14 protein-coding genes are annotated in these 16,871 nt (G+C 50.6%); 6 read left to right on the top strand and 8 right to left on the bottom strand.

Annotated elements, in window-relative coordinates:
- Positions 1 to 7: 7 nt before the first annotated feature.
- Together AAHB90_RS26840 and AAHB90_RS26835 are read right to left on the bottom strand one after the other, a co-directional pair.
- On the bottom strand, positions 8 to 562 hold the full coding sequence (locus AAHB90_RS26840; protein WP_342088319.1) for a hypothetical protein: 555 nt from the start codon (positions 560 to 562) through the stop codon (positions 8 to 10).
- On the bottom strand, positions 546 to 1,025 hold the full coding sequence (locus tag AAHB90_RS26835) for a hypothetical protein (protein ID WP_342088318.1): 480 nt from the start codon (positions 1,023 to 1,025) through the stop codon (positions 546 to 548). Before AAHB90_RS26835 ends, AAHB90_RS26840 begins: the two co-directional genes overlap by 17 nt.
- A 658-nt stretch (positions 1,026 to 1,683) precedes the next feature.
- Between AAHB90_RS26835 and AAHB90_RS26830 the strand changes: the two genes are divergently transcribed.
- Complete coding sequence (locus AAHB90_RS26830) at positions 1,684 to 3,261, top strand: hypothetical protein (RefSeq protein WP_342088317.1); 1,578 nt, start codon at positions 1,684 to 1,686, stop codon at positions 3,259 to 3,261.
- Positions 3,262 to 3,333: 72 nt separating this feature from the next.
- On the opposite strand, the gene AAHB90_RS26825 is transcribed toward AAHB90_RS26830, so the two are convergent.
- Positions 3,334 to 4,215 (bottom strand): phytanoyl-CoA dioxygenase family protein, encoded by an 882-nt coding sequence (locus AAHB90_RS26825; RefSeq protein WP_342088316.1) that lies wholly within the window; start codon positions 4,213 to 4,215, stop codon positions 3,334 to 3,336.
- A gap of 162 nt (positions 4,216 to 4,377) precedes the next feature.
- On the opposite strand from AAHB90_RS26825, the gene AAHB90_RS26820 reads away from it, so the two are divergent.
- The 3 genes from AAHB90_RS26820 to AAHB90_RS26810 all read left to right on the top strand — a co-directional run bounded on the left by AAHB90_RS26820 (position 4,378) and on the right by AAHB90_RS26810 (position 5,924).
- Entirely contained in the window at positions 4,378 to 5,244 is an 867-nt protein-coding gene (locus AAHB90_RS26820) for an AraC family transcriptional regulator (protein ID WP_342088315.1), read from the top strand.
- Positions 5,245 to 5,334: 90 nt separating this feature from the next.
- A complete protein-coding gene (locus AAHB90_RS26815) occupies positions 5,335 to 5,553 on the top strand; it encodes a hypothetical protein (RefSeq protein ID WP_342088314.1) in 219 nt (72 codons plus the stop codon).
- A 104-nt stretch (positions 5,554 to 5,657) separates the two neighbouring features.
- Positions 5,658 to 5,924, top strand: coding sequence for a hypothetical protein (locus AAHB90_RS26810; RefSeq protein WP_342088313.1), 267 nt, complete (start codon positions 5,658 to 5,660; stop codon positions 5,922 to 5,924).
- 6 nt (positions 5,925 to 5,930) lie between these two features.
- Here AAHB90_RS26810 and AAHB90_RS26805 read toward each other — a convergent pair whose 3' ends face one another.
- On the bottom strand, positions 5,931 to 6,449 hold the full coding sequence (locus AAHB90_RS26805) for a hypothetical protein (RefSeq protein WP_342088312.1): 519 nt from the start codon (positions 6,447 to 6,449) through the stop codon (positions 5,931 to 5,933).
- 201 nt (positions 6,450 to 6,650) lie between these two features.
- Between AAHB90_RS26805 and AAHB90_RS26800 the strand changes: the two genes are divergently transcribed.
- Positions 6,651 to 8,114, top strand: coding sequence for a Gfo/Idh/MocA family protein (locus AAHB90_RS26800; protein WP_342088311.1), 1,464 nt, complete (start codon positions 6,651 to 6,653; stop codon positions 8,112 to 8,114).
- A gap of 54 nt (positions 8,115 to 8,168) precedes the next feature.
- Here the strand turns inward: AAHB90_RS26800 and AAHB90_RS26795 are convergent, their stop codons facing one another.
- The 4 genes from AAHB90_RS26795 to AAHB90_RS26780 all read right to left on the bottom strand — a co-directional run bounded on the left by AAHB90_RS26795 (position 8,169) and on the right by AAHB90_RS26780 (position 13,446).
- The gene (locus AAHB90_RS26795; RefSeq protein ID WP_342088310.1) at positions 8,169 to 9,122 is read right to left on the bottom strand and encodes an amidohydrolase family protein; all 954 of its coding nucleotides are present in this window, start codon (positions 9,120 to 9,122) and stop codon (positions 8,169 to 8,171) included.
- An 11-nt stretch (positions 9,123 to 9,133) separates the two neighbouring features.
- On the bottom strand, positions 9,134 to 10,909 hold the full coding sequence (locus AAHB90_RS26790; RefSeq protein WP_342088309.1) for an amidohydrolase family protein: 1,776 nt from the start codon (positions 10,907 to 10,909) through the stop codon (positions 9,134 to 9,136).
- A gap of 12 nt (positions 10,910 to 10,921) precedes the next feature.
- On the bottom strand, positions 10,922 to 11,245 hold the full coding sequence (locus AAHB90_RS26785) for a high-potential iron-sulfur protein (RefSeq protein WP_342088308.1): 324 nt from the start codon (positions 11,243 to 11,245) through the stop codon (positions 10,922 to 10,924).
- Between the two features lie 77 nt (positions 11,246 to 11,322).
- Positions 11,323 to 13,446 (bottom strand): PVC-type heme-binding CxxCH protein, encoded by a 2,124-nt coding sequence (locus AAHB90_RS26780; RefSeq protein ID WP_342088307.1) that lies wholly within the window; start codon positions 13,444 to 13,446, stop codon positions 11,323 to 11,325.
- Between the two features lie 293 nt (positions 13,447 to 13,739).
- On the opposite strand from AAHB90_RS26780, the gene AAHB90_RS26775 reads away from it, so the two are divergent.
- A complete protein-coding gene (locus AAHB90_RS26775) occupies positions 13,740 to 16,868 on the top strand; it encodes a heparinase II/III domain-containing protein (RefSeq protein ID WP_342088306.1) in 3,129 nt (1,042 codons plus the stop codon).
- Positions 16,869 to 16,871 lie beyond the last annotated feature (3 nt).

The raw sequence follows: 16,871 nt of genomic DNA, 5'->3' as shown, positions 1-16,871 counted from the left end.
AAATCGTTTAAAGCGCAAGTTCGATTTTATTTTTGACATGCCTGCTTTCCTGCTCACGAATTGCGGTGTCCTGCATCAGTTCCGCTTCCTTTGACTTTTGCAATAATCTAAACCACCAGGAGGCAGGAATTAAACCATTTGAATGCAGTTCCAGCCGGATCAGGAACTCCTTCGGCGGGGTACGGTGGCCATTCAGGTATTGACTGAGCACATAAGGCTTCACATCCACATCCGCCGCAAATTCTTTGTCTTTTTTGTCCTGGGCGCGGATGTATTCGTTGAGAAAGTACTGGAAGTTCCAGTGCTCTTGAGATTCTGTATCGTCTATGTAGTTAAGAATCTGATATTTGACCTGAAGAGACCTGGCTTCTCTCCATTGCTCCGGTGTCCGGTTGGAAATTTCCTGCTGGCGCATCGCACGGAATTTTTGCATGCCCTTTTCTTCCTCTTCCGGGGCCAGCCGCTCGCGCGGAATCATGAACGCATCTGCAATTTCTTCGATCGTAAATTCCTTAAACAGCCTCTCTATTGTCTGTCGGTCTTTCTTAGTTATCTGCCTCATGATATTGGTCGATTAATTTTCCGGAATTATAGGTATCTGAAAAAAGACAATTGCTTGCGTCGCTAAAACCATACTTTTGACGGTAGTGGCGTATAATTGAGGTTTTAGGTTTAAGGTAAACATAGCCGTCGAACTTCAAATCGAAAGATCTTTTGCAGACAAACGCGATCAAACATCCGGCTATTCTGTCATATCTCTTATTTGAACCGATATGCTCCCTCGCATTCGCGATCAGTTTGATTTCAATAGCTAAGTTTTTCGGCTGACATTCCAGCGAAACCAGGCCGATGACCTGCCCCGGGCATTCCAGGAAAAGCCCGTATATTTCAAATTGAAGCTGCCGCTTCCATTCAAAATCAAATCTCTTGCTATTGTCAAGCAGTACGATTTCTTCTGTCGAAAGCCTGCTGATGGTGGCCGGCAGTCGCTCGCCGGTCAATATGTCCTCCAAATAATATCCCATGAAGATACAGAAAAGTTTACGGATTTGGTAAACATTTTACCAATTTTTATCTCCATTTAGACGCTGTTTCAGCAGTTTGGTAACTGCAATGCGAGCATCGATTCGTAAACGGTAAGTTACGGCGGACGAATGGGGCCTGGCTCCCGATTCGGGGGATTACGCACTGGAGGTATTTGGGCCGAACGGCTACTTCCTAAGCTTTCCGGGGAACAGTACCAGGAAAGAGTATGCTGGTAGAAAAGCCGCGAGGGAATGAGCTTGTGATAGCAAGGGAAACTGGTATGACCTGACCATTCAATTTGGATCGAAAGGTAAATCTCAGCGCTGTTTTGCCGGCAGGATCGCAACCGGTAAACACGGCATTAGCGATCCGGCGATGGCCGCCGAAATTTAAAATGCTCTTCGCAAATCTTTTAATGTAAAAAATAGCTCTTTTTCGCAACGTAACTGCCCGCCCGGAGTGTCTTATTTGAAAAGCTATTCAAATAGTTCTTTGAATACGAAAAGCGCTTTTCGTATAAATAATATCGTCACTGCCTGACGCCCCGTTTGTCTCGTTCGGATAACCCGCTGCTTCTATTTTTATTGACCGGCTACCTGGGTTGAACCCTGTCTTCAATCCGGAAGGAATTTCTGTGCCATTTAATTATCAGATCCTATGAAAACCCTCCCATTTGCCAATGCGGAAAAAGTCCTTGTACTTTCTTTTGTTGGCACAATCGAACCTGGAAGCCACAAACGGAAAACATTCTCCGAAGACCGCGATGACTATTCAAATCCGAGACCTGTTTTGCTCAATTGGATTGTCCTTATTTCTTTTTGTTACTTGATTCTTCCGGTGATGATTTTTATTTCCGGATTTGTCAGAGTCGAAATTTCCAGTGTGCTTTTCGGGTTGACTACTTTCGTGTGCTATCGATCCTTTCGTCATGTGATGACTTCCAGGGAACTCAAAATGCAAATCAAAAACGTGTTGCCGGAATGGCGCTTGTGGCGCTGGCACTTACTTCTGATGGTTGTTTTGGCATTGGGCTGGTTGTCGTTTTCCAGCATCGGCGGAATTGGCTATCGTAATTTTGATTCCGGCATACGAAGTTCTCTGTTATGGCACCTCGTTACCAGCTCTTGGCCATTGTATTTCCCCGCCGGGTATTTCGGGGATTCATTTGGCCTAGTTTCGGATAAGGCTTATGTCTACTACTTCGCCTATTACCTTCCCGCGGCAGTTGTAGGTAAGCTATTGGGTTGGAAAGCGGCGAATCTCGCGCTTTTTGCCTACTCCTGGCTCGGGGTTTGGCTTGCGCTCGTGCTCGTACGCGTATATATGCAGCGCCAGGGGAGCGTGGTAACACTGACGGTGTTTGCCGGCATTTGCCTGTTTGGTGGTTTGGATTATGTATTCAACTGGTTGCTGGCATTTACTGCCGATCGTTCAGAAATGTGGTTAAGCCCATTTCACTACTTTTCGCACACAAGGAATTTATTCTGGGCTCCTCAACATTGTTTGCCATCCTGGCTCATGATATGTATTATATTGAACCGGCGACAAATCAGCCCATTGCTTATGCACATTTTTCCGCTTGTAATAGTCTCGCTGCTGTTATGGTCTCCACTTTGCCTCATTGGAATTGTTCCCTTTATTTTTCCAGTATTGAAATGCTATTGGAAGGAATGGCTTCGGCTAAATCCGTTGAGTATTTTAACCAGCCTTCTATTTATTTTACTGACGGCATTTATTATTTCAAATGACTTTTCATTCGAAATACTGTTCGCGCCGTATTATGTCGATAATTTTTGGAGGAATTATAGCCTTTTTGTATTAGCCGAGTTTGCAATTTTGTCAGCTGTATTATTTTGGTTCCCATTCAGAAAAATGGATTTTGACATTTTGTCCATTGCGCTCCCAATGCTTTTTATCATTCCATTTTTTACGCTGGGTACCTGGAATGATTGGACTATTAAGCTGTCGATGCCGTCGCTTTTTGTTGTGTCTGTAATGGTCATCAAACAAATTATCCGTTTGATGGAAAATAAAAGAAAATCGGCATCGATTACTGTTTTGCTTTTCGCTGCCTGTGCATTCACTCCGCTGGAAGAGTTAGTTTATAGTGCAAGGCATTATCGTATTTCATTTGAAAGCCCACCAGAAATCAGGGAGTTTGGGCCAACGTATATTGTATGGCAGCAACTGGGCGATCCTGGCAGTTTTTTCTTCCGAATGATTGCCCGGCAGTGAATACAAAAGAGGCTACCCAACGGGCAGCCTCTTTGCAGCGTGTGTTATTGTCAGGATTTAGGAATAGTAGCGTTATGCGTCGAAAAGCAGTGGGAAAAACTGCCCGTCTAATTTTTGTCCCTTCGGAACGACAGGCACGCCGTCGAGCAGCGTGTCATTAGTGTCCGACATGGTGCCGTCGGCAAATACATTGAGCACGAATGCACGCCGCGAGCGCTCTGAGCGGTTCTCATACGAGCCGTGGACCGTCAGCGGGTGGTGGAACGTTCCATAACCACGCTTCATTTCTATGGGGACCGGTTTGAATTCCGCTTTTTGCTCGTCGGTCAGGTATTGCATGAGCCCTTCCATGTCGCCGGCCAGTTCAGGCTTATCGAGGAGCCCCCAGCGGTGGCTTTTAGGAACATAGTAGAGGCATCCATTTTCGATGAGCGAGTCGTCGAGGCCGGTCCAGCAGGTCAGGTGTTGCATGGGAATAGAGCGGGTCCAGTAGGAATAGTCCTGGTGCCACGCCACCACGCCCCCGTGCCGTGCCGGCTTGCAGAAAAGCTGATCGTGCCAGAACCGCACGGCCTTATTACCGAGCAGCTGGCTTGCGGCCATCACGAAAGCCGGATTCCAGAGCACATCATGGAAGCCTTCAGTCACCCGCCACGCACCGAGCGCGTGCAAAAGCACCGCGTTAGGATCGGCCGATTCATTCGAATGGAATTCGTAGTATAAATGATGGCTGGGGTTGGATGGGTCGGTAGCGGCGACCAGCTCCTCGTTCAGCGCATCTACCTGCCAGTCTTCCAGCAGCTTAATATTGGATAGGTATCCGTTTTCATGAAAAAAAGCCACCTGCTCGTCGCTGAGGCGATATTTTTCCCACTCGTCCGGACTGGCGGGCTGTTTGAACAGATCAGCCACCAGTTCATGGTACCTGGAAAGATCTCCTGTCGCAACTTCCATAATTTCTTGTTTCGGATTTAGTTTTAGTGTTGCAAATATGAGCGATGTCATAGTTTAACCGGATTGCTGATTTTGATCAATAACTAACTTATTTTGTATTACTTTTGAAGTCAAGGTTTGTAATAGTTGCTAAATAGGGTATAAAATGCCACTTTTAGGGCCATGAAAGCACAATTCGAAGCGTTTCAGCCACTACCTGAATCCTCTTTCCGCATATTCGGGTATGAGGTAGCAGAGTTTGACGCTCCATGGCATTACCATCCGGAATATGAATTGACGGTCATTTTGCAAAGCGAAGGAATCCGCTATGTGGGCAATAGTATGGAGAGCTTTGAGGCGGGTGATCTCGTATTGCTCGGGCCGAACCTGCCGCACTGCTGGAAAAACACGCCGGACAGTCCTGGTCCGGCAAGTTCTATCGTGGTGCAATGGCCGGCGGGATTTATAGGTGATGGCTGGCAGGATGCGGAGGAATTCAAATCGGTGAAACGGCTGCTGCAACTCGCCGGGCAGGGTATCCGTTTCGACCAGGAAATGTCGGCGCGCGTAAAACCTATGTTAGCCGAAATGCTGGAAATGCAGCCCTTTCCCCGGCTGATCAAGTTTCTTGAAGTACTTGAAATGCTGGCAGCCGTCAAAAATTTCCATTTCCTCTGTGAACAGGGATTTGCTTACCCGCTTAATTATGAGGACAACCAGCGCATTAATACCGTTTACAATTACATCCGGGCGCATTACGCCGAACGTATCACGCTGGCGACGCTCTCTGGGCTCGTGTGTATGAGCGAGGAGGCCTTTTCCCGGTTTTTCAGCCGGATTATGCAAAAGCCGCTCTTCACCTTTCTCAACGAATACCGCATTAATATGGCCTCTAAAATGCTCATCGAAACCGATATGCAGGTGGCTGAGATCAGTTTTGCCTGCGGTTACGAGAGTCCGCCCTTCTTCTTCAGGCAGTTCCGCAAATTCGGCGGCATCACGCCTGCTGCTTATCGTAAGCAATTCCGCAGTACCGAAGCCGCAGGATAAAAGACGATTCTTTTTTGGTCTGAAGAATTTCAAAGCCGGGAAGTTAGCAATATTTTCGTGTGGTTCATCACTCAAAACTCACACTTCAATATGGAAATAGCTAATTTTCTTTCGAGCGCAATCCTTGTCGTTACCGCTGCCTGGATCGTTTTCAAATTGGGCCGTTTTTTATTTTATTCGGTTCGCTTTCTTTACAATTCACTTTACGGGGATTTTGTCCTTACCAACCCTAAAACAGGTAGATCGGTCACTTTGGGGCGTCATCACCGGGATGGTCTCGCCGAGGAAATCCTTGCCGTCCTTGAATAGTGGCGGGGCGTGTCAAGCCTCAGGTAACATATCCGAAAAGTAAGGCCATTGCAGCAATCACCACGACGTTAAGCGCAATTATCTCAGAACTTTCCGATGGGCGATTGAGAGAGATACTGCTGGTGCTTGTTGGATTAATGGCATATTTCGCATACCACAGCTTTGTTATCATCAAAAGTTTGATTTTGCAGGAAGGAACACGTTGGGTATCGCTGGCACTTACCGAGTGGAAGGTTAAGAAATACCTCCGTGAATTGGAAACGGAATTCCAATGCCCTGAAACGGGTTCAGAAAGGCTTGCAGAAATACAGTTTCAAATGAAGCGTTACCGTGACATGCTCGTGGATAAAAGACTGGAAAGCTTGGATTGACCGTCACTACCTGGCTTTGGCAAACGTCTTCACCAATTTCGCGTCAAATGTCACATCCACTACCGGGCCGCCGGAAGCTGACTGGTCGAATTTCAATGTGCCGGCTAAATGGTCGGCGGTATCGGCGGTTAAGGTCAGGAACTCGTTCTGCGCCGTGCCTGAGTATTGCACCAGCTGGTTGTTCAGACTGATCCAATAAAGCAGCCTTGGCGCGGCGTCCAGATCTACCTGCAAGCCTTCAATGTATTGATCTACACAATTCATGACGCTGCACGACTTGATTTTATCATCGAGTACGCTCGTGTTGAAAATCAGGCGGCGAATTTTTTTGCCGCTGTCGAAACCGTCCGGCCCGGTGATGAAATAGGCCGATTTGATATTCATATCGAAAGATTTGCTGCCGGATTTGTAAACCAGTTTGCCTTTGCCAACGTCGGAACGGGTGATAAAAGAGAGCGAAAGCAGTGTGCATGCTGTCAGCAGCAAGCCGAGATGAGCGGCACGGAAGCGGAAATGTGTTTTCATAGGAAGGGGTGGTTAAGTTTTGTAAAAGTTAGGAAAAAACGGTGGTCTTTTGTCTTGTCTGTACGGGGTGAATAGTGGGTTTAGGGCCATAATTGGAATATTCAGAGTAAATACTTGAAAAAAAATACTTAGGCGAGTAGTAAACTTAGGTGAAGTACCTGTAATCTGTATATCCATTTCCTAAATCAAAAAATCACGTACATGGAAAAAAAGAATACCGTTCAAGAACAGCCTTCTTCTTCGCGGAGGGATTTCATTAAAGCGGCCGCAGGTACCGCCGCAGGCCTGATGATCGTTCCACGCCACGTGTTGGGCAAAGGATATGTGGCTCCCAGCGATAAGCTGACTGTGGCAGGAGTAGGTGTCGGCGGAAAAGGTACGTCCGACATTGCCAATTTCTTCAAAAGCGGTAAAGCCAATATCGGCTACCTGTGCGATGTGGACGACAGACGTGCAGCCACCTCCGTTAAGAACTTCCCGCAAGCCAAGTATTATAAGGACTGGCGGGAAATGTTTGAAAAAGAATCCAAAAATTTCGATGCCGTTTCGGTGTCCACGCCTGACCACACGCATGCTGTTGTAGCCATGGCGGCCATGCAGCTGGGCAAGCACGTGTACGTACAAAAGCCCATGACGCACGATATTTACGAAGCCCGGATGCTCACCGAGGCCGCCGCCAAATACAAGGTGGTGACTCAAATGGGCAACCAGGGATCGTCGGGCGATGGCGTGCGACAGCTGCACGAGTGGCACGATGCAGGCATTATCGGTCATGTGCACACCGTTTATATCTGGACTAACCGGCCGATCTGGCCGCAGGGTATTCCCTGGCCGACCGACAAACCGGCAGTTCCGAAAGAGCTCGACTGGAATTTGTGGCTCGGTACGGCACCTTATAAGGACTATGTCGACAACCTGATCCCCGGAAGCTGGCGCGGGTGGTGGGATTACGGTACCGGTGCATTGGGGGACCTCGGTTGCCACCTGATGGAAGCGCCGTTCCGCATTCTGGACCTGAAATATGCGCTGGATATGCAAGCCAGCGTGGGCAGCGTATTCACCGCATTCGGCAAGCGGGGTATATTCCCGGATAGCTGTCCGCCATCGAGCCACGCAACCCTTACTTTCCCGAAAACGTCAAAGACCAAAGGAAAGGTAACGATGCACTGGATGGACGGCGGTATCAAACCGGAGCGTCCGGAAGAGCTCGGGCCTAACGAATTGTTCGGCGATGGCAACAGCGGAATTCTTTTTGTAGGTACCAAAGGCAAGATGATGGCCAGCGAATATGCGGCCAATCCGCGTCTGTTGCCGCTTTCGCGCATGGAGGAAGTGAAGGTAAAACAGAAGTTCGCCCGCGTGCCCGGTTCGGCAGAGGGCCACTACGCACAATGGGTGGAGGGCTGTATCGCCGGCTACGGTAAAATGGAGATGAGCTCGCCATTCGAAAAGGCGGGTCCATTAACAGAGGCGATCCTGATGGCGAACCTGGCGATCCGTGGAGCGGATATGCCCAAACCGCGTGCAACCGGAAACGGTTTCGACTACCCGGGATCAAACCTGAAAATGCTTTGGGATTATCAAAATATGAAAGTGACGAACTTCGACGAGGTCAACCAGTGGGTTAGACGGAACTACCGCGAAGGTTGGAGCCTTGGTGTTTAGTGTATATCAAATTGACAGAAAAGGCCCTTTTGTGAAAGCAAAAGGGCCTTTTAGTTATATTCTGAACAGCTTTTTGGCATTATCATACAGGATTTTTCTTTCAACGGTTTTAGACGGCGACAGTTTTCGAATCTCGGCGATGGTTTGCGCACCCTGGCACTTTTCACCGGAACCGATATGGTCGTCGCAATCGCTGCCGTAGAATAGCTTGTCCTGATGGCGTTTCAGAAAGTCGCGGGCGTGGTCTTCGTCACGGGTCATGGACAATAGGCCTGATCCGGCGGACATATCGCCGAACATATTCGGGTAATCGGCTAGTAACCGGTCGGTCAGGCCACCTTGTGTCACTTTTGTTTTGGGATAAAGAATGCTTTGATCCGTGTGACCCTTGTCGATATTCGCCCACCAGGTCTGCGCGTGACCGATAAAATTCACTTTCGGGTATTTTTCAAGCATTTTAGGGAAACGCTCGAAATTATAATTGAACATCTGGAACTGCCAATGCATGAGCACCGGAACATTATATGCTTCTGCTAACTGGTAAATGCGCTGCATTTCCTTCGAATCGCAATCCACACCAAACTTCAATTCGCCGATCACACGTCCGCCTAATTTAAGGTACTTTGCAATTTCCTGAATGGCGTCGGGCAGGTCGGGAACTTCGTTGGAGCCGAATGTGAACTCGCCCGGATATTTCTGCGAAATTTGATAACAGGCTTCATTACCAGCGCATTGCGCCTGTAAGCCATTTGTTTTGCCGCCGTGGGTGGAAGTACCGAACGCCGGTGTACCGGCAGGCAGCAAAATCGTGTGCGTAATGCCCATTGCACGCTGATGCGCTACCAGCACGTCGTCCGGTCGCGCGGCGTAATGTACGTGCTGGTGAATATCGATGATCGGTTCGGGGGCCGATACACCGGCTGGCCGCGCACCAAGCGCATTACCGAGCAGCAATGCCCCGGTACCAGCCAGAAATTCCCTTCTCGATAAATTGTATGGGGTACACATTGTTTGCTTTTCTATTTAGATACCAATGAAGGTCGGTTATGCTCAGGTAACCTTTCGAGGCAAGGTTTGATCACCTGCATCGCATTTTCGGCCAGTATTTTCTTTTTTACTTCCAGGGACAATGTCGAAAAAACGAGCCACCCGAGTTGCTGGCGCGGGTCACGCATCGGCAGGTCGGAACCGTAGAGAATGCGGTTTTCGCCTGCACCGGCGACGAGGTATTCGATTACCCCTAGCGGCACGGGTGTCAGGGTGATCTCCGCAAATACATTCGGGTACTTTTTCATAACGGCAATCGCCATATCGGCCATTTTGTAGCTGCCGCCCGCGTGCGCAATGATCCACCGGACGTCGGGGTATTTCCTGGCAAGAGTCTCTACTTCCAGTAAATCGGAACGGGAGTTGTGGATCAGGCCATAGAATTTGTTTTGATTGCCATATTCCCACCAAACATCATACACCGGATCATGGTACTCGAAGCCATAAAACTGATAGGGTTTCATACCGATAAACCGCTTGTCGGCATACACCTGTGCGATCATTTTGCGCAGTTCTTCCTGGCTGTAATGGCTCGGATCGAAGGTTGCCAATCCCCAGTAACCTTTGGGCGCAGCATCCAGCGCCTCGGCTGTACAAGGGTTACCGGCAATGGCGTTCTGGCTTACAACACCATTCCAGCTCATAATGCCGCCGCCCTGATAGCCGAGTCGTTTGGCCATGGCGAAAATGCCTTTTGGGCCGCCATTTTCCATACGATAAGTCCAGCCGCCGCCATTTAACCCCTCGTGTAGCATATGCATGTGCATGTCTATAACGGGTACGGGCAGGGGCGAGCCCGCGCGCACCGCCTGCATGAGGATATCCTCGCTTTTATTTTCCCTTAATGCCGGTTTAGAAGCCAATTTCAACAGCCGCATGAGATTACCGCCCGCTATTTTGGCCCGGTCGGGTTCGGGAATGGCCGCATAGTCAATGTAAGTGCGGTGGGCGCCGGCCGACATTGTGGGGCTGTTCGAAGCAAAAATCAGCTGGTCAACGCAACCGGTGCGGTGCAGGTATTCAAGGCCTTCGTTGATCTGGAAATTGTCAAAACTGATGTGCAGGTTTTTGTACTGCTGCACCAGCGGGAGCACATACCGCTGCTCGTTCCAGACGGCGCCCGTCAGCAGTAAGGGGAGAGTAGGGTAGCGGTTCAGGAACTCTTCCACATCCTCCCATGCGCCCAGTTCGCTGGCGGTAGTGATGGTTAGTATTTTATTTTTACTTAAATGTGCAAACAGAGGTGTGCAATGCCGCGCTTTCCAATCCCATGCATTGGTTTTCGGATGAATGGTGACGGCCCGCACATTGTTTTCCGCCATAAGCCTCGCCATTTCTGCGGGCTCCGGAAATTCACCGGTCTGATGCGGCATTACATTCCAGATCGGAAACAGGTGCGGATAAGGCTTGATCATCCGGCTCAATTCCAGGTTGGAATACATCAGATCATAATTGACAGACTGCGTGTAAGCCACCAGCGCCGCTGAGATCGAGCATTGGTCCATATCTTTTAACAAATCATCCAGCCTCCATTTCTCGGCCAAATGCTTGTACTTCCGAGGTCCGATACGCGTAAATCCATCGAAGTAAAGCCGGGACCCGACCGCTTTTTCAGCCAAAAACAATTCCTGACCACTCCTGACCACTTCCTGATCATCCACGACGAACCCCGGCAAAACCGCCGCCCCAACCCCCAAAACGGCGTTGGTTTTCAGAAATTCCCGACGGTTAAACGGCTTATGCAGCATATGATATGTGTTTTAAACCTGTGGAGCCCAATAAGTACAATGTCCTTCGGGGTTTACCGGCCCTGTAAAAAGCAGGCAGCCGCCGCATTCTTTACCTTCCTTTGCCGGAACCCACAGCTTGCAATTGTCGCACTGGCTGTCGGGCAGCGGCGATTTGTTGGTGTAGCCCAGGGATTTGCGTTTCTGGACGTCGGTCGGATCCACACCGGTGAGGTCGCTGCACGGATCGGCCTGGGCAGTCTGTGCTTGGACGGGTTGCGGTTTTTTGGACGATGCGCAATGGGTGAACGCCAGGCCACCGCCGGTGAGAGCGGCGGCGGAAAGGCAACTTCGCAAAAAGGCCCGTCGGTTTGAAATGGAATGCATACAGTGATGGTGGTCTGTGAATAAGCGGGTTAGACGGGAAGGCTTGCCTAGTTTATATTTAGCACTTTCCGGAGTTGCGCAGCGCTCCTCTTAATGTTTTCGGAAGACCTGTTTTCCAGTTTTTCCAATTGCTTCACCACCGCTTTCTCCGGTTCGCCTTTGTTTCCCGCTTTCCGGGCGCCCTTGTAAAGGCCCGAAAGCGCCGCGACGGCCCATTCATCGGCGGTGATTGTGGTATTGAGTAGTTCCAGTAAGGCGGCAACTTCGTTTTTGCCGTTCCGGGTGATAGTAATGTAGGCGAAATCGTCCAGGAATTGCAATTTTCCGGGAGAATGCGCGCTGAAAAAGTCCTTTCTGTCGATCAGCAGCCGGAGGAATTCGGGCGATGCTCCCGTACTGGAACTGAGCACGGCGAGGCGCCAGGCGGCATTATCGGGATTTTTTTCTGCGCAGGTGGCCAATGCTGCCAGCGACTCTTTTCCTGAAAACTGTCCTGCGCTTAGGCACGCCTGATACGCTACTTGTGGAGAACTGTCGCCGGTGAGACGGATGATGTCAGCAAGAAATGCGGGATACTTTTCTGCCAACATTACCGCGTGCTCACGGACGCCCGCATGTGGATCGTTGAGCGCGCCTTTTACCGGTGCTTCGTCCAATGCGTTCAGTGCTTCAAGTGTGTACATGGCGTGGAGACGGGCACGGGGGTCGGCGTGTATGGTCATTTTTTTCAGCGCTGCTACCGCCGATTTGTCCTGTTTTTCGACGAGGATGCGCTGTGCATTCAGCCGCCACCATTGATTGGGATGCGCCAGCAATGCAACCAGTTCAGCCGTTGTTTGTTTGCGTAAATCGGGCAAAGCGACCGGCCGTTTTTCACCTTCTTTCGGGAATATCCGCCAAATGCGGCCATACTGCTCGCCGTTCGCAAAATCCATATCCGTTTTGAGATCTTCCGGAATAGAAACCGGCGTTTCAATGTGCTGGCGGTACATATCGACAATGTACAGGTAGCCATCCGGGCCAGTGGTCAGGTTGGCAGGGCGGAACCACGGATCGGTGGAAGCGAGAAACTCACGGTCTTTTTCAGCCGCATCGCGACTGGCGGTATATGTAGGAGAACCGCCGGAAGTATTGATAATGTCCCGGTGCACGAGGTTTCCGGCCACTTCCCCCGTAAAAACTGAACCCTGGAATGCCTTCGGGAAGCCATCTCCGCCATAGAAAGTGCCGCCCGATGCCCCGGTGAAATGGTCGCGGGCGTATTCCTTGAAACCGGTTTTAAGCGAGTCATATTTGGCTTGGCGGCGGTCGGAGCGCTGCTGACGCCAGTAAGGCGTAGCCGATTTCTGGAACATTTCCAGCTCGTGGTCCGAGATATTGACATCGCTTCGGAACGACGGCAGGTAGTTGTGCCGGTGCAGATACCGCCACGCGATCGGCGATTGTTGTATGTGCAATGTGTTTTGTGTATAAAACCGGTGGCCCCATTCGTCCATGGCCAGACCAAACTGCCCGTTGCCCGATTCAACCTCGAATAATTTTTTATCCAGCCTGAACCTGAAATTGCCGCCTGCGACATTTAATGGAGGTGCGTCGGGCCGGAGCGGAGAAGTGATCATTCCCGCTTGTCCGCTGTTATTGGCGTAGATCCAGTTGTCGACTCCGTAGCGAAGGCTCGTGATCTGGGCTTCGGAATTTTTGGCGAAAAAACCGGTAAAAAGTACCTCGCGGGTGTCGGCCTTAAAATCGCCGTTGGTATCGCGCAAGAGCAGGATATCAGGCGCGGCGCACACAATAAGCCCATCTTTGTAAGGCAAAACGCTCGTAGCACTTGGCAGGCCATCTGCAAAAACGAATGACTTGTCGATCCTGCCGTCACCGTCGGTATCCTTCAGAAGACGGATACGTCCTTTAAAACGTCCCGGCTGGGCATCATAAGGATAGTCGCCCATCTCGATGACAAATGCATTTCCCGCAGCATCGAACACAAAGTCCACAGGAGATAATACATCGGGTTCGGTAACGAACGGCTCGATGCTGAATTCCTCCCGGAGTTGGAACGTCCTGGCGGATTCGGCGGGAGATAGTGCTTCGGAATACCGTTTCTGCGCCAGGGTATGAGCGGAAAACAATACCATGACAAATACTCCGAATGATTTCAGCTGCATCATTGCATTAAGTGTTTAGGATTTCGCGTGTACGTGCCCGATTTTAGATCAAGATAGAAATCGCGCGGTCGCCAAGCAAATCTATCAAATTAGAGTTTGGGAAAAGAATATTTTGGCATAAAAAAGTTTACAAAAATAAAATATTTTGGTTTACAAAAAATTATTAGAAAATTGAAATGCTTCTGTGGTATAACGGGCTATCGATTGTATTTTATGAATAGAAGCTTGACCTACGTGCTCACAATGGAGAATGAGGGTGTTTTCTTTAAATTGTTATGTCAACAAAAATGATTGTCGTGATTCGTCTTCTTGAAACGGTTCTCCGGATTACTACTTTGGGTGCTATTGTGTTGATTGCGGCGGTCCCGCACCGGACCGCCGGGCAGCCGACTGCAAACGCCCAACGTGACAGCCTGGTAATCCCGCCATTTAAACCCGTCGCGGAACGTTTGCCGCATTTTCCATTGAAAACGGCGCGAATGATCTACCGGGAGGCGGATATTATGAAGGCCCGGATGAACCTTGTACATTATGAAGGGGCACGCGAGGTGCGTGACAAGATTTTGAAAGCAGCCGACTCATGGCTCGTCAGGCCCGATTCGGCCATCATCGCCCTCATGCCCGACGCCCGCGTCCCCCGCGCTTTCGACCTCAATCCCAAGGGCAGCCCCGTTCACGGCGATACGGTTTTCAAAGTGGGTGGTTTCTACCCGTGGATCGTCGATCCCGATCATCCGTTGCAGGTGAAATCGCCGATCGACGGTCAGGTTTTTCCGTCGAACGATTACCTGGCCTATTACAAAAGCGGGTTTAAGGATAAAAAAGGCCTCGACCGCAAATTTGCCGATGATGGCTGGGGCTGGATTGCGCCGGACGGCGAGCGGTACTGGTTTGTGGCCTATGCCAACCAGTGGATGTGGAAGGGGCATATCGAACCCGCCTTCGCTGACCTCGCGCACGCCTACCTGCTCACGGGCGATAGGCGCTACGCGCACAAGGCGGCGGTAATGCTTTACCGGCTGGGGGAGGTGTATCCTTCGATGGACCATGCCAACCAGTCGCGGTACGGGCTGATGGAGAAAATGAAAGGCCACACCTATAATGGCAAAATCCTGAACCTGATCTGGGAAACGAGCCTTATCCAAAACGCGGCCGAGGCGTACGACGCCGTGTGGGACAGCATTGACGACGACATGGGTTTGCAAAAAGCCACTGGGAAAACCGGCGGGCAAATACGCGCTTTCATAGAGGCCAATGTGCTGGAAGACGCCGTGGACGCCTACATGCAGCGAAAAATACAGGGTAACTACGGCATGCACCAGATCGCATTGCTGCACGTTCTGCTTGCCCGGCAGCATATGGGAACCGAAAAATACCTTCGCATGCTTGTGGAAGAGCCCGGCGAGAGCCGTGTGCAATCAGGTTTACGGTATGCATTGTATAATATGATCTTTCGCGACGGGCAGCCACTTGAAGCGCCGGATTACAATCTGCTGACCGTCCAGAAAATCACCCGGTTCGCGGATATGCTCCGTATGGGCGGTACCGATCTTTTTGGCGAGCCACGGCTCAGGGCATTGATCGACAGTCCGTTGGCAATGGTGGCGACGGGGAAAGTTACGCCGGGGATCGGAGACAGCGGATCTGTCCTCGCGACTTTGGTGGGGCAAGATCCGGACGTGTACCAGGTCGGTTACCGGGCCTATCGCGATCCGCGCTATCTGACTTGGCTTGCCTCCGTGGGCAGAGTGGGGCCGCATTCGTTCTCGACGTTCGAATCGCTTTTCCGCGATGTGTTGCCGGATGTAAAACCACTTGCCAACGGCCGCGCTCTGCCCGCGCGTCCGTCGCATCTGCTGGCTGGTTATGGAATGGGTATACTCAACAATCGCTCCGACGCCATCGCATTGACGTTCAATTACGGTTTCAAAGGCACGCATTACCATTGGGATTTCCTGAATTTCGAACTGTTTGCGAACGGCCTGAAAATGATCCCCGACCTGGGCTATCCCGATGCGATGAATGAGTATGTGAAGGAAGTTTACACCTGGTCGTTCAATTCGGTTGCGCATAATACGGTTGTCGTAGATGCCCAAAGGCAGGTGAGTAACGTCCCCGGCGTGCTGCACGATTTTGCCGACGGGAAGTTCGCCCGGTCAATGGATGCATCCTCTGCCACCTATCCCCAAACGACTGCCTACCGCCGGAACCTGGTGATGGTCGATGTAGACAGTACCCGCAGCTACGTGGTCGATTTTTTCAGGGTAGCGGGCGGCAAGCAGCACGATTATGCATTACACGGTCCGCCGGGCAGTGTGTCGACCGAAGGGAAATGGGGGGAGAAACAACCTGGAACGCTAGCCGGTTCAGCGGTGGCATTCGGTGCAGTTTATGATGATCCCAAAATGGGAGCCACGGGATACCAGGGCAGCTATTGGAATTATAAGGGCTCTGGTTATCAATACCTTTTCAATGTTCAGAAATTGAATGGAGATAGAACTGCGTTGACGTACAGCCACGTGTCGGATGAGAATGCGAAAGTGAGGATCCATATTATGCCGCAGTCCGGGCAAGAAATCCTGATGGCTGACGCCTGGAACAAGCCGCGGGCGAAGAACCACCTTCTGAAATACATGATCGTAAGACGTAAATCGGCTGCCAATAAGGTTTTGAAAAGTACTTTTATTGGGGTAATGGAGCCGTTTTCGGGGAGTAATCCTTTGATCAACGCATTGAGGAAACTGCCGGTGACGCACGGGGAAGCCGTGGAGGTGGTCAGGGAGAATGCGACAGACGTGGTCATCAGCGATACCAGCAATATCCGGAAAGCCATCGCCCGCTATCAGATTGAGACGGACGCCCAGGCTGCAGTCGTGCGTTTTGATCGAACCGGGAAAGCGGTGGGCGTGTTTTTTAGCGATGGGAGTTATTTGAAAGTCAAAAACCGGATGTTCCGGGCGATGGCTGCCTCGGGCATTGTAACGAATGTAGATGTGCAGAATCGTCGGATATCGATCGCCATGGAAGGCAAGGCGGTTAAAGATATCGAACCGGGCCTAATCGCGCATTTTACGAACGCACTTCGCAAAACCGAGCACCCCGTTAAATCAGCGACTATTGCCGGAAATGTCCTTACGCTCGAAACAGAAGACGACCTGCTCATCGGAAAGGTGCATACGGTGCGGAATGCGGCCGACTCTTTGGTTACCGACACCAATCTGCCTTTCGCACCCTTGTACAAAGGTGCAACCGTGCTTAACGACCGGTTTGAGCCGTTGGGAACGTTGAGAATGGTTTCGGATAATGTATTGAAGCCGGTGGGTAAAATAGATAAAATCCCGGCCGATGGCGCGGATGTCTGGATATCGAACATCGGTCTCGGCGATCGTGTCAGGATCGGGGCGCGGTTTTCCTGGGAGCCCTGAGGG

The organism is Dyadobacter sp. OTU695 (assembly GCF_038440355.1).
GTDB lineage: Bacteria > Bacteroidota > Bacteroidia > Cytophagales > Spirosomataceae > Dyadobacter.
The sequence above is the reverse complement of the archived record's forward strand: the minus strand, read 5'-3'. Positions and strand labels throughout refer to the sequence as shown.

Coding starts and splice junctions, on each gene's coding strand:
- AAHB90_RS26840 (WP_342088319.1), bottom strand. CDS start 562: ATGAGGCAGATAACTAAGAAAGACCGACAGACAATAGAGAGGCTGTTT.
- AAHB90_RS26835 (WP_342088318.1), bottom strand. CDS start 1,025: ATGGGATATTATTTGGAGGACATATTGACCGGCGAGCGACTGCCGGCC.
- AAHB90_RS26830 (WP_342088317.1), top strand. CDS start 1,684: ATGAAAACCCTCCCATTTGCCAATGCGGAAAAAGTCCTTGTACTTTCT.
- AAHB90_RS26825 (WP_342088316.1), bottom strand. CDS start 4,215: ATGGAAGTTGCGACAGGAGATCTTTCCAGGTACCATGAACTGGTGGCT.
- AAHB90_RS26820 (WP_342088315.1), top strand. CDS start 4,378: ATGAAAGCACAATTCGAAGCGTTTCAGCCACTACCTGAATCCTCTTTC.
- AAHB90_RS26815 (WP_342088314.1), top strand. CDS start 5,335: ATGGAAATAGCTAATTTTCTTTCGAGCGCAATCCTTGTCGTTACCGCT.
- AAHB90_RS26805 (WP_342088312.1), bottom strand. CDS start 6,449: ATGAAAACACATTTCCGCTTCCGTGCCGCTCATCTCGGCTTGCTGCTG.
- AAHB90_RS26800 (WP_342088311.1), top strand. CDS start 6,651: ATGGAAAAAAAGAATACCGTTCAAGAACAGCCTTCTTCTTCGCGGAGG.
- AAHB90_RS26795 (WP_342088310.1), bottom strand. CDS start 9,122: ATGTGTACCCCATACAATTTATCGAGAAGGGAATTTCTGGCTGGTACC.
- AAHB90_RS26790 (WP_342088309.1), bottom strand. CDS start 10,909: ATGCTGCATAAGCCGTTTAACCGTCGGGAATTTCTGAAAACCAACGCC.
- AAHB90_RS26780 (WP_342088307.1), bottom strand. CDS start 13,446: ATGATGCAGCTGAAATCATTCGGAGTATTTGTCATGGTATTGTTTTCC.